The organism is Shewanella sp. NFH-SH190041 (assembly GCF_024363255.1).
Lineage (GTDB): Bacteria > Pseudomonadota > Gammaproteobacteria > Enterobacterales > Shewanellaceae > Shewanella.
This window is the reverse complement of sequence record NZ_AP026070.1, coordinates 3,243,273-3,256,421: the sequence shown is the minus strand read 5'-3', so window position 1 is coordinate 3,256,421 and position 13,149 is coordinate 3,243,273. Positions and strand designations below refer to the sequence as shown.

The window sequence follows — 13,149 nt, the reverse complement described above, 5'->3', positions numbered from 1 at the left end:
ACTTCCTTTGCTGAAGCAACGAATAATAACAGCGCTTTTATTAATTCCATTTGTACTGGGGGGGATTTTTTATCTACCTGCCAGCTATTTTGCCTGGGCATTAGTGCCTATTTTCTTGATCGCTGCAAAAGAATGGGGCCGGATGATTGAACCGGCCTGTAATGTGACTCAATGGAGTTTCACTTTTACGATGGGGCTACTGCTCGTTGCTCTGAATTTGATTGTTCCGGCAGATAAAGTGTGGCTTGCTGGCGTCTTGAATCCAGTCTATCAGGGTGTCATTGGTTTAGGCGGGCTCTGGTGGTTAATTTCTGTGTTCCTCGTGGTGGGCTTTCCCAAAAGTAGCCAATTTTGGCAAAGCAGCCCGATGCTCAAGTCGATGTTTGGTCAATTAACCTTAGCACCTTGTTTTGCTGCATTGATTACCCTAAAAAGTTTGAGCAGTGTGGCCCATCCTTTCTACGGTGGGGCACTGGTCTTTTTAGTCTTTTTGGTGGTGTGGGCCGCAGACTCAGGCGCTTATTTCTTTGGCCGCAGCCTTGGCCGCAGAAAATTGATGCCGCGGGTTAGCCCAGGTAAAACCCTTGAAGGTTTACTAGGTGGTTTGCTGACCACCATGATAGTGGTTGCATTAGTGATGTACCTGTCCCCAGAGCAAGAATTGCCCTTGGTGATTGCCGTTACCTTGCTAACAGCTATCGCTTCTGCTGTGGGCGATTTATCTGAAAGCATGTTTAAACGCAGCGCGAACATTAAAGACTCAGGAAATATTCTACCGGGTCACGGCGGCGTACTGGATCGTATTGACAGTTTGACGGCAGCACTGCCTGTATTTACTCTGATTTATATTGCATTCTGGATGTAAGCGCTATGCAAAATATGGTGATTTTGGGTGCGACTGGCTCTATCGGCGCCAGCACACTCAGTGTGATTTCCCAAAACCCGGATACCTACCGCGCCTTTGGTCTGGTGGCTCATTCTAATGTCGATAAGATGTTGCCCCTGTGCGAAGCGCATCGGCCACAAATTGTGCATATGGTGGACGAGGCCGCTGCGGCTACACTACGGGCGGCGTTGGACCCAACACTCGGGATTGAAGTGACATCCGGTGAGCAGGCTCTGCTTGAACTGGTCACCCGGGATGATGTGGACAGTGTGATGGCAGCGATTGTTGGCGCGGCTGGTTTAGTGCCAACGCTTGCAGCGGTTCATGCTGGTAAACGCATTTTGTTAGCCAATAAAGAAGCGCTGGTGATGTCAGGCCAGTTATTTATGGATGCGGCGAAAGCATCGGGCGCGCAAATTCTGCCAGTCGATAGCGAACATAATGCCATTTTCCAATGCTTACCTGAGTCTGTGCAGCAAAACCTTGGTTTTTGCGACCTTAATGGCAATGGTATCCGCCATATCCTATTGACGGGTTCTGGTGGCCCATTTCTCAATACCCCGATTGAACAGTTGAAATTGATGACGCCTGCTCAGGCGTGCAAACATCCCAATTGGTCTATGGGACCGAAAATTTCGGTCGATTCCGCCTCGATGATGAACAAAGGCTTGGAATATATTGAGGCTCGTTGGCTGTTTAATGCCAATAAGGAGCAGCTAAAAGTTGTTATCCATCCCCAGAGTGTGATCCACTCAATGGTGCAATATCGGGATGGTAGCGTACTGGCGCAACTGGGTAATCCAGATATGCGCACACCCATTGCGCACTGCATGGCATATCCGCAAAGAATTGAATCCGGGGTTGAACCTTTGGACTTTTTCACAGTCGGACAGTTAAGTTTCTGTGAACCGGATTTTAGTCGTTATCCTTGTCTGGAATTGGCTATTGAAGCCTGCCGTCAGGGACAGGAAGCGACCACTGTGCTCAATGCAGCCAATGAAATGGCTGTTGCTGCGTTTTTGGCCGGTAATATTGGCTTTACCGATATTGCGAAAGTGAATGCTCAGTGTCTGCAGAATTTGACTTGCAACAGCTTGACATCATTGGAAGATATTTTGGCATTGGATGCCCAGACCCGACAGGTCGCCGGGGAAATCCTCAGCCGGATGAACTGATAAATAGGAATTGAATGTACGATTTTCTGTGGAATCTAGGCTCGTTTATTGTTGCACTCGGTCTGCTTATTACCGCACATGAATATGGCCACTTTTGGGTGGCTCGTCGCTGTGGAGTAAAAGTAGAGCGCTTCTCTATTGGTTTTGGCAAGGCCATTTGGCGGCGTATTGGTAAAGATGGCACTGAATATGTCATTGCGCTGATCCCGCTTGGTGGTTACGTCAAAATGCTCGATGAACGAGTTGAGCCGGTACCGGCAGAACTGCAATCTCAGGCATTCAACCGAAAATCAGTTTGGCAGCGTATTGCAATCGTGGCCGCAGGGCCAATGGCAAACTTTTTGTTTGCCATTTTTGCGTTATATGCCATGTATCTCATTGGGGTGCCAGCGGTAAAACCTGTCATTGACAGTGTGATGCCAGGCAGTCCTGCCGCGGTGATCCAACTAGATGGTTCACCTCAGCAGGTTGTCGCTGTAGATGGGCAGCCAGTACGTAACTGGGAAGAGGTCAATCTGGCCTTAGTCAGCCATATTGGCGATGACAGTATCACTATGTCACTGGCCCCAGTGGGAGGGGTTCAGGATGCCGGTAGCAGTCATACTTATCGGCTGGATACCCGTCAGTGGCAGTTTGATCCGGAAAAAGAGTCACCCATTACCAGTTTAGGGCTAGGGATGTATCGTCCTGGGATTAAGCCTGAAATTGCAGCGGTTAGCCGTGGCAGTGCCGCAGCGCAAGCTGGATTCCAAGTGGGGGATGTACTACAGCAAATTAATGGCGAGCCTTATCCTGGTTGGCAGAAAACATCTGAACTTATCCGGCAATCGCCTAATCAGTTGATGCGTTTTACCTTGCTTCGCGCAGGGGAGCCTATGACGCTAGATGTTAAGCCCCATGCAACTCAGGGCGCTAATGGCCAAGAAATTGGTTTATTAGGAATTACGCCGGTTGTTGAAAAATGGCCACAAAACATGCGTTTGCAACTTCAGTATGGCATAGTAGACGCGTTTGACGCCGCTGCAGAGAAAACCTGGCAGTTAGCAGTGGTTACCTTCAAAATGATCGGCAAATTGCTGACTGGTACCGTATCGGTGAGTAATTTAAGCGGACCTATCTCTATCGCACAGGGAGCCGGGCACAGTGCAGAATTTGGATTGGTTTATTTTTTGGGGTTCCTGGCGCTAATTAGCGTTAACCTCGGCATTGCCAACCTCTTACCGTTGCCAGTGCTCGATGGGGGACACCTGATGTACTACCTGGCCGAATTGGTCACAGGTAAACCCGTGCCTGAAAAAGTTCAGGAAATTGGATTCAGATTTGGGGCAGCCATGCTGCTGATCTTGATGAGCATTGCGCTGTTCAATGATTTTGCCCGACTCTGAGCAGGGACAGACAAATAATTAGAAGTGCTCTATGAGATTGAATAAACTTTTTGCCTCGATGTTATTGGTCGGTGCGACTATTTCAGGGAATGCCCAAGCCGGGTTTCAGCCATTTAAAATCACGGATATTCAGGTCGATGGATTACAGCGAGTCGCCTTGGGTGCGGCATTGCTGAATCTACCGATCAAAGTTGGCGATGTGCTGGATCAAACCAAATTACAGCAGGCGATTAAAAGCTTGTATGCCTCTACAAACTTTGAAGATGTCAAAGTCAGCCATGATGGCGGAGTATTGATTGTCACCGTGAAAGAGCGGCCGACCATCAGTGTTATTACCTTTGAAGGTAATAAAGACATTAAAGATGAACAGCTCAAAGAAAGTTTGAATGGCAGCGGGGTTAAAGTGGGTGAGGCCCTAGACCGCACCATGATCTCAGGCATTGAAAAAGGGCTGCAGGATTTTTATTACGGTGTTGGTAAATATGGCGCCAAAGTACAGGCCCAGATTATTAACCTGCCCCGTAACCGAGTGGAGTTGAAATTCAAATTCACTGAAGGCTTAGCCGCCGAAATTAAACAGATTAACTTTGTTGGTAATACTGTGTTCACTGATGCCCAATTACGCGGCATGATTGAACTAAAAGACTATGTTGCCTGGTGGGATCTGTTTGGCGAGCGTCGTTATCAAAAGCAGAAGCTGCAAGCGGACTTAGAAACCATTAAGAACGCCTATCACAACGATGGTTATATCCGTTTTGCGATCACCTCGACTCAGGTTGCGATGACGCCAGATCGCAAAGGGCTGTATATCACCATTAACATGGATGAAGGTAAGCAATATAAAGTCAAAGCCGTCAATCTGACCGGCGATTTGCTTGGCCGTGAAGCGTTGATGAAGTCCATTTTGCCAATTAAAGATGGCAGTATTTATGATGGTGGCGATGTTACCTTTACTGAAGAGATGTATGCCAAATATTTAGGCCGCTTCGGTTACGCCTATCCTGAAGTAAAAACTTTCCCGGAAATTGATGATAAGACGCAGGAAGTGACGTTGAATATCAATATTAAACCGGGCAAGCGTGTTTATGTCCGCAATATTAATGTCAGCGGCAACGAAGTCACCAAAGATGAAGTCTTGCGCCGGGAAATGCGCCAGATGGAAGGCTCTTGGCTCAATTCAGCCTTAGTTGAGCAGTCGAAGCTGAACCTGAACCGACTGGGCTTTTTTGAGACGGTCGATACCGAAACTGTGCAGGTGCCTGGCAGTGATGATTTAGTGGATGTTAACTTTACTGTAAAAGAACAGCCTTCTGGATCATTTAATGCCGGTGTTGGCTATGGTACAGAATCTGGCCTTAGCTTGCAGTTTGGTGTGAAGCAAAATAACTTTCTTGGCACGGGTAATCAGGTTGGCGTTAATTTATCGACCAATAAATATTCTAAAAACGTCAATCTGTCCTACACAGATCCATATTTCACTAAAGATGGCGTTAGCTTAGGTGGTAGTATTTACTGGAATGAATTTGATGCCAATGATGCAGATTTGGAACGCTATAAGAACAAATCTTATGGTGTGGCATTAAATACCGGTTTCCCCATCAATGAAAATAATCGCATTAATGCCGGGGTTGGTTTCCGTCATAACACCATTTCAGAAGTGGACAGTTACTACGAGCATGTAAAGCGTTTTTATCAAATTTATAGCCAGAGTCAGGATCCCAATGCCGATCTCAGTTTTAACAACTTTGAACTGAACTTAGGCTGGTACCGTTCAACATTGAACCGAGGTACTTTCCCAACTGCAGGTAATTCACAACGTTTGTCCGGTAAGATGACGGTACCGGGATCTGACTTGCAGTATTTTAAAACGGAATTTGATACTAACTTCTACTTCCCGTTGACTCGGGATCATAAGTTCGTTGTCTTGGCGCGTGCCAAGGCCGGTTATGGCAATGGTTATGGTAAATTCCATGGCAATGAACAGGTGCTGCCATTCTGGGAAAACTATTACCTGGGTGGAACATCACTGCGGGGCTTTAAGTCTAACTCGGTTGGTCCGCGTTCCTTCTATGTAGTGGATGACAATAATACTTGTGTGCCGGGCCCTGGTGGCAATAATTGTAGCGGTAATGGTACAACTCCTCATGTAGTGGTTGATGATGGTCGCAGCATCGGCGGTAATGCTATGGCGGTGGCCAGTCTGGAAATGATTGTTCCGACGCCATTTTTAGATGAAGCCTACAGCAACTCAGTTCGGACCAGCTTCTTCGTCGATGCCGGTAACGTTTGGGATACTGAATTTAATCTGGATCAATACCGAAAAACCTTGCCAGCCAGTGAGTTTGATAAGCTGCAGGATTACAGTGATCCCGCGCATATTCGGGCGTCTTGGGGGATGAGCGTTCAGTGGCTATCACCTATGGGTCCCATGGTGTTCAGTTTGGCCTGGCCGCTGAAAGAGTATCAGGATGATGATACTGAGATCTTCTCCTTCAATATTGGCAGGACTTTCTAAAACACATACACTTGGCACGTTTCATAACTAGAACAAGCAGGCACAAAGGAGTTTATTTTGAAAAAGATGGTTAATCGCGCACTGATGATGTTAGTGCTGTTGGGTGCGCCACTGGCCGCCAATGCTGAAAAAATTGCTGTGGTTGATATGGGCTCTGTATTTGAGCAGCTGCCACAACGTGAACAGATTGCTCAGCAGCTGAAGACCGAATTTGGTGACCGTGTTGCTGCAGTGAAAAAGATGCAGGACGAATTGCGTGGCTTGGCTGAAAAGCAGCAACGTGATGGTGCACTGATGAGCGAAACTCAGAAAACCGATCTGGTGCGTAAAATGGAATCCCTGCAGGCTGAGCTGCAATTGAAGGGAAAAGCCTTGGATGAGGACCTGCGTCGCCGTCAGGGTGAAGAGCAGAACAAACTGTTAGGTCAGGTTCAGAAAGTCATCAATAACATCGCAGAGAAAGGCAAATATGATCTGGTGCTGCAGCGTGGTGCTGCCGTATATGTCAAAGCCGATGCCGATATTAGCAACAAAGTAGTGGAAGCCTTAAGTAAAGGCCAATAATTGAATGAAAAGCGTGACCTTAAAAGAGCTGGGCACTCTATTGAATGCCCGGGTTCAGGGTGATGAAAATATTGTTATCGACAGTGTTTCTACCCTGGAGCAGGCCCAAAGTGGCCAGCTGACTTTTCTGGCCAACAGCAAATACCGCGCCCAGCTTGAGCAAACTCAGGCCAGTGCGGTTTTGTTGTCAGAAAAAGATGCCGAAAACTATCAGGGCGCGGCCCTGGTGATGCAAGACCCTTATGTGGGGTTTGCTCGTGTAGCCCAATTACTGGATACCACGCCCAAAGCGGCTGATGATATTCATCCGTCAGCGGTGATCGATCCAACAGCCAAGTTGGGTGAAGGTGTTGCCATTGGCGCCAATGCTGTGATTGAGGCCAATGTTATCTTGGGTGAACATGTGCAGATCGGTGCCGGTACGGTTATCGGCCAGGACTGTGTGATTGGCAGCGGCACCCGCTTGTGGGCCAATGTCACGATTTATCACAATGTTCAACTCGGTATGGATTGTATTGTGCATTCTGGCACTGTGATTGGATCAGACGGCTTTGGCTATGCTAATGAGCGTGGCACCTGGGTCAAGATCCCTCAGACAGGCGGCGTGCGCATTGGTAACCGAGTTGAAATCGGTGCTGGAGCTACGATTGACCGTGGCGCACTAGCTCACACTGAAATACACGATGGTGTTATTATTGATAATCAGGTTCAGATAGCCCATAACGATGTTATCGGAGCCAATACCGCGATTGCTGGCTGTACGGTGGTGGCAGGCAGTGTCACTATCGGGCGACACTGTATTATCGGCGGTAACTGTGCTATTTCCGGTCATCTGAACATCTGTGATGGTGTTCATATTACCGGCAGCACTAACATCATTAACTCAGTGAAAGAACCCGGTATTTTATCTTCTGCGACCGTGGCGATGGATAATCGTCTATGGCGTAAAAATACTGTGCGTTTCCGCCAGTTGGATGATCTGTTCCAGCGGGTGAAAAACATTGAGAAAAAAACTGAAAACTGATTATGGCCGCTGCGGCGGCTCGAGGAAATGAACACGTGTCGAACGAAATGAACACAATGGATATCAAGGAAATACTGCAGTATTTGCCCCATAGATATCCATTTCTGTTGATCGATCGCGTTCTGGATTTCACCCCAGGTGAAACCCTGCACGCCATCAAAAATGTCACCATTAATGAACCGTTTTTCCAAGGACATTTCCCAGTACAACCAGTTATGCCTGGTGTACTGATCCTGGAAGCCATGGCACAAGCAACTGGCCTGTTGGCATTTAAAACCATGAGTGATAAGCCATCTACAGATGTGCTGTATTATTTTGCCGGTATTGATAATGCTCGTTTCAAGCGAGTTGTTGAGCCAGGTGATCAGTTGCATTTTGAAGTGAAACTGCTCAAAGAACGCCGCGGTATCGGGGTGTTTTATGGCGAAGCCAAGGTTGACGGTGAACTGGTGTGTTCAGCAGAAATTATGTGTGCGCGCAGAGAGATTAATAAGTGATTGATAAATTAGCATTTGTACATCCTGACGCGAAAATCGGCAACAATGTCACTATCGGCCCATGGAGCTATATCGGCGAAGGGGTTGAGATTGGTGATGACTGCTGGATCAGTTCCCACGTTGTGATCAAAGGTCCGACCGTTATTGGCCAAGGTAATCGGATTTTCCAATTTGCCTCTGTCGGTGAAGAGTGCCAAGACAAAAAATATGCTGGTGAGCCAACGCGTTTGATTATAGGTGATAACAATATCATCCGGGAATCAGTGACGATTCACCGTGGCACCATCCAAGATAACAGTGAAACTCGCATCGGTTCCAATAACCTGTTTATGGCTTATGTCCATATTGCCCATGACTGTGTGGTTGGTAACAATGTGATCATGGCGAATAATGCATCTATTGCTGGCCATTGTCATGTGGGTGACTTTGCTATTTTGGGCGGTATGACTGGTGTGCATCAGTTTGTGCATATTGGTGCTCACGCATTTACTGCAGGTTGTTCTTTAGTATTGCAAGACGTGCCACCTTTTGTAATGGCATCAGGCCAGGCAGCCACTCCCCGTGGATTGAACTTCGAGGGAATGAAACGCCGCGGTTTTACTAAAGAGACTCAACAAGCGATGCGCCGGGCTTATAAGGCCATGTATCGCAGTAGTTTAACGGTTGCAGAAGCAGTTGATGCTTTGCAGCAAGATGCGGCGCAATATCCAGAAGTGGCTGATTTTGTTGCCTTCTGCACTAGTTCTAATCGGGGTATTATTCGCTGATATGACAAGCCAATCTACACCGCTTGTTTTTGCTATTGTCGCCGGAGAAGTCTCCGGCGATATTTTAGGTGCCGGTTTAATCCGCGCACTACAGCAGAAACATCCAAATGCCCGTTTTCTGGGAATTGGCGGTCCCAGAATGGAAGCCTTGGGTTTTGAATCCCTGTTTGCCATGGAAGAATTGGCTGTTATGGGCATAGTGGAAGTGTTATCTCGTTTGCCCAGATTGCTAAAAATTCGTCGGCAGTTGATTGAGCAGATCTGTGCTGTGCAACCAGATTGTTTTATTGGCATTGATGCGCCAGATTTCAATTTGGGTGTCGAGTTGAAGCTGAAACAGCGCGGCATTAAAACGTTGCATTATGTCAGCCCATCAGTTTGGGCTTGGCGGCCGAAACGTATTTTCAAAATTGAAAAAGCCACTAATATGGTGTTGGCCCTGCTGCCATTTGAAAAAGCGTTTTATGATAAATATCAGGTGCCTTGTACTTTTGTCGGGCATACCTTGGCAGATGAAATCCCCCTCACTAGTGATCGGGCCGCCGCGCGCAATACGCTCCAGTTGGCCGCAGATGGACACTATTTAGCCATATTACCTGGTTCTCGCGGTGGTGAGTTAAAACTGCTGGCCGAGCCTTTTATTGCTGCCGCAAAGTTAATTAAACAGCGTTGCCCTGATATTCGTTTTGTGGTGCCTTTGGTCAATGAAATGCGCCGGGCGCAGTTTGTCTCAGCTTGGCAGCAGTTGGCCCCTGAACTGGAATTTGAATTGGTTGAAGGCCATTCTCGCGAAGTGATGGCTGCCAGTGATGCCATTTTGTTGGCATCAGGCACAGCAACATTGGAAGCAATGCTGGTGAAGCGGCCGATGGTCGTCGCGTATCGGGTTGCGCCTATGACCTATCGCATTGCTAAACGCTTGATGCAGATTGACCGTTTTTCCCTGCCAAATCTGTTGGCTGGTAAAGATCTGGTACCAGAGCTTATTCAGGCTGATTGTACACCGGCACAGATTGCTGATGCGGTAACAACAATGCTTAACGCTGATAATAGCGCCCTGATTGCTCAGTTCACTCAGTTACATGAAACATTGCGCTGTAATGCCAGTGAGCGGGCGGCTGAGGCTGTTTTGGCGTTGGTCGATGGCGTTAATTGCTGAGCATAATACGCTAAGTCATAGTCATAAGCTTGAGAGTTGAGAATAAGTGGCAGTATTAAAAAATATTACCCCAGAACAAGCTGAGCTGCTGTCAGCCGGTTTAGTGGCTGGGGTAGATGAAGTGGGCCGGGGTCCGCTAATTGGTGATGTGGTCACGGCTGCGGTGATTTTAGATCCGGCTAACCCCATTACCGGGCTCAATGACTCCAAAAAATTGAGCGAGAAAAAGCGTGATGCTTTGTATGGCGAAATTATGGCCAAAGCATTGGCCGTTAGCGTTGGGCGTTGTAGTCCGGCAGAAATTGATCAGCTGAATATTTTGCAGGCAACTATGACGGCCATGCAACGGGCTGTTGCCGGGTTGGCTATTAAGCCGGAAAAAGTCTTGGTGGATGGGAACCGGACGCCGGACTTTGGTATTGAGGCGGATGCGGTGATAAAAGGCGATGGCTTGATTGCTGCAATCAGTGCCGCATCTATTATTGCAAAAGTCACCCGGGATCGGGAAATGGACGAGCTAGATGCGCAATATCCTCAATATGGTTTTGCCAAGCACAAGGGCTACCCGACTAAAGCGCATTTTGCTGCCTTGGATGAACATGGGGTATTGCCGCAACATAGACGCAGTTTCCGCCCAGTCAGAGAGCGGCTGGAAAAAAATAGCTGAGATTCCAAACAGAAAAAGCGGCCATTGGCCGCTTTTTTGATAGTAATGGAGTCATTACTGGTTCAGATGTTTTTCCATTCTAGCAATACCATTTGTATAGGCTGAATGCTCACGGTAGCTTAATGCTGCACGGTAATTACTTAGCGCTTCTTGCCAGGCACCTTCAGACTCATAAATTCGACCAATATTATAATATGAGCTGGCTTTTATAATATGAGCTCTACGACCATGTGCTAATTCAATTGCCTTGCGGTTAGCCCATAGTGCTTCAGCTCTTCGACCCATTTTGGAATAGGTTACTCCAAGATTGCTATAAACTTGTCCATTGTTAGGGTCAAGATTGACAGCTTGCTGGAATGCATACAGCGCAGCATTATAATTTTTATTTTTATAATCCGATTCACCTTGTCTATTCCAGTCTTTAGCATTATTTTTCATGCTTTCTGTGATAATGCTATGGGACTCAAAAGATGGCGCTTGAATCAGCTTTTGTAGGTATTTTTCAGGCTCACCTGCAAATGATGCATATTGATTGATATCTTGGAAAGTGCCATTTTCATCTATACCAAATACGACCCATTTATTTGCTTGAATATTAGGGCTAACCTTATAGGTGCGGATCAATGATTCACCGACATAAACATCAACTCTGGCATGGCTGTTTGATAATGCCCATGAATTTGAATCATAGAGGTGTGTGTAATCATTTACAGCATAAACATAGCGTTGCCCTTGTTTTTTCTTTTCGATAGTGACGGTTTCTGGGCCGAAATAATCAGTGTCATCCACATCTAGCAAAGCCTGAGAGCCATGCTTGCTGGCAAAATAGATATGATTGTGTGGATACACTAAGTGTGAATCCAAATCAGGAACACTGTCATCCCAAGTTAGTACAATGCGTAAACCATCAAGATTAGTCATTTTGGGGGACATAGCATAGGTGAAACCATTACAGGGACATTGAGCGACCAGAGTAGAATAGCCTGCTTTTTCAATTAGCATGGTCGTTTTATTATCATCTGGCAAACCAGTAGGATTAGCTATACCGTTAGTATTAGTTGTTGTCATCACAGAACTGGAACCACTGCGTTGCAGGGTCACTTTTGCACCTGAAATAGGAGTATCTTTGACAACAGCGCTCAGCAGGGTGAGATCGCGAACGTTTTGTAAGCAATTCACATATCTTGATTGACCAGCGGATCAATCTGTGAACATATACTGCTTTTTAGCGATAGCGCCATGATCACAGATGCATTTTCAGAGTACTTCTCAAACATTACAGATCCTCGCCAGAAAGCAAAAATCAGTTATTTGCTGTTCGATGTTTTGTTTCTGACAGTCTGTGCAATCATTGCTGGAGCTAACGGGTGGGAAGATATTGAAGATTTTGGTGAAGCTCATTTTGATTGGCTCCAGTCTAAAGGGTTATTTAAGTCAGGACTGCCGGTTCATGACACCATAGCTCGGATCATTTCTTGCCTTGACCCTACTCAGTTTCAACAGTGTTTCATCAAATGGATGGCACAAGTTTCAGCCGTCAGTGACGGGCAACTGATCGCGATTGACGGTAAAACATTGCGCGGTTCCTATCATCGGGAAGACCGACAGTCCACCATTCATATGGTCAGCGCCTTTGCAACAGCAAATGGTGTCGTCATGGGACAATTAAAAACCGATGATAAATCCAATGAAATCACTGCGATCCCAGCATTACTGCAGGTATTAGAGCTTAAAGGATGTTTGGTATCTATTGATGCCATGGGGTGTCAGACAGAGATCGCCGAAACCATTGTAAATCGAGGTGGTGACTACCTTTTGGCTGTTAAAGGTAATCAAAAAACACTGCATGAAACCGTGAGTTCAGCGCTAAAACCTCATATCAAAACAGCAATAACTTGCTTGGAAAACAGCCATAGTCGCAGTGAAGCGCGTGCTTATGCCGTTATCACTGCTGATGAGTTAGCGAAGCAATTTCCCAAATGGCCCAAACTTTCAAGTATTGGTGCAACCATGAGCTATCGACGTACAAAAAATGGCAAAGAATCATTGGAATATCGCTACTACATCAGTTCAGCGTCTTTGACCACAACACAGTTTGCCAACGCCGTTCGGGGCCATTGGGGCATCGAAAATAGTCTGCATTGGGTGCTGGATGCTTCACTGTCAGAAGATAGTTGTCAAATTTATCGAGATAACGCTGCCGAGGTTTTAGCCGTCGTACGGCATATGGCCGTGAATATGCTACGAAGCGAAACCACAAAGAAAGCAAGTATTCGCCGCAAGCAAAACATTGCCGCAATGAAGCCAAACTATCTTGAAAAGGTACTTGCTTCAGGGTTTACAACAGAGTTGGATAAAAACTAAGCATTCATGCTCTCACCCTGCAGCGCTCAGTACTTTAATTTCTTGAGCTTGTACGGTGACCACGGGTGAAGATAATAAGACAATTAAACATGTTGTTTGGAAAAAATTTTTGCTGAATCTCATCGAAACTTTTTACTTATTTTGAA

General features: G+C 46.5%; 12 protein-coding genes. 11 read left to right on the top strand and 1 reads right to left on the bottom strand.

Features of this window, described 5'->3' with window-relative positions; translation table 11 throughout:
* The first annotated feature begins 7 nt into the window (after window positions 1–7).
* The 10 genes from NFHSH190041_RS14460 to rnhB all read left to right on the top strand — a co-directional run bounded on the left by NFHSH190041_RS14460 (window position 8) and on the right by rnhB (window position 10,639).
* Window positions 8–865, top strand: a complete 858-nt coding sequence (locus NFHSH190041_RS14460) for a phosphatidate cytidylyltransferase (RefSeq protein ID WP_261922468.1) — start codon at window positions 8–10, stop codon at window positions 863–865.
* Between the two features lie 5 nt (window positions 866–870).
* Window positions 871–2,061 carry a 1-deoxy-D-xylulose-5-phosphate reductoisomerase gene (gene ispC, locus NFHSH190041_RS14455; RefSeq protein ID WP_261922467.1) on the top strand — a complete coding sequence of 397 codons (1,191 nt, stop codon included), beginning with the start codon at window positions 871–873 and terminating at the stop codon, window positions 2,059–2,061.
* A gap of 14 nt (window positions 2,062–2,075) precedes the next feature.
* Window positions 2,076–3,446, top strand: a complete 1,371-nt coding sequence (gene rseP / locus NFHSH190041_RS14450; protein ID WP_261922466.1) for a sigma E protease regulator RseP — start codon at window positions 2,076–2,078, stop codon at window positions 3,444–3,446.
* A 31-nt stretch (window positions 3,447–3,477) separates the two neighbouring features.
* A complete protein-coding gene (bamA, locus tag NFHSH190041_RS14445; protein WP_261922465.1) occupies window positions 3,478–5,961 on the top strand; it encodes an outer membrane protein assembly factor BamA in 2,484 nt (827 codons plus the stop codon).
* Window positions 5,962–6,027: 66 nt separating this feature from the next.
* Window positions 6,028–6,525: an OmpH family outer membrane protein gene (locus NFHSH190041_RS14440; protein WP_261925140.1), complete on the top strand. Its 498-nt coding sequence runs from the start codon at window positions 6,028–6,030 to the stop codon at window positions 6,523–6,525.
* A gap of 4 nt (window positions 6,526–6,529) precedes the next feature.
* A complete protein-coding gene (gene lpxD / locus NFHSH190041_RS14435) occupies window positions 6,530–7,549 on the top strand; it encodes a UDP-3-O-(3-hydroxymyristoyl)glucosamine N-acyltransferase (RefSeq protein ID WP_261922464.1) in 1,020 nt (339 codons plus the stop codon).
* Window positions 7,550–7,584: 35 nt separating this feature from the next.
* Window positions 7,585–8,046: a 3-hydroxyacyl-ACP dehydratase FabZ gene (gene fabZ / locus NFHSH190041_RS14430; protein ID WP_261922463.1), complete on the top strand. Its 462-nt coding sequence runs from the start codon at window positions 7,585–7,587 to the stop codon at window positions 8,044–8,046.
* A complete protein-coding gene (gene lpxA / locus NFHSH190041_RS14425; RefSeq protein WP_261922462.1) occupies window positions 8,043–8,813 on the top strand; it encodes an acyl-ACP--UDP-N-acetylglucosamine O-acyltransferase in 771 nt (256 codons plus the stop codon). The genes fabZ and lpxA overlap by 4 nt, the downstream gene beginning before the upstream one ends.
* Window position 8,814: 1 nt before the next feature.
* On the top strand, window positions 8,815–9,972 hold the full coding sequence (lpxB, locus tag NFHSH190041_RS14420) for a lipid-A-disaccharide synthase (RefSeq protein ID WP_261922461.1): 1,158 nt from the start codon (window positions 8,815–8,817) through the stop codon (window positions 9,970–9,972).
* Between the two features lie 46 nt (window positions 9,973–10,018).
* Complete coding sequence (gene rnhB / locus NFHSH190041_RS14415) at window positions 10,019–10,639, top strand: ribonuclease HII (protein WP_261922460.1); 621 nt, start codon at window positions 10,019–10,021, stop codon at window positions 10,637–10,639.
* Window positions 10,640–10,693: 54 nt separating this feature from the next.
* On the opposite strand, the gene NFHSH190041_RS14410 is transcribed toward rnhB, so the two are convergent.
* Window positions 10,694–11,818, bottom strand: coding sequence for a tetratricopeptide repeat protein (locus NFHSH190041_RS14410; RefSeq protein ID WP_261922459.1), 1,125 nt, complete (start codon window positions 11,816–11,818; stop codon window positions 10,694–10,696).
* A 60-nt stretch (window positions 11,819–11,878) separates the two neighbouring features.
* On the opposite strand from NFHSH190041_RS14410, the gene NFHSH190041_RS14405 reads away from it, so the two are divergent.
* Window positions 11,879–13,003 (top strand): ISAs1 family transposase, encoded by a 1,125-nt coding sequence (locus NFHSH190041_RS14405; RefSeq protein ID WP_261922458.1) that lies wholly within the window; start codon window positions 11,879–11,881, stop codon window positions 13,001–13,003.
* The last annotated feature ends 146 nt before the right edge of the window (window positions 13,004–13,149 follow it).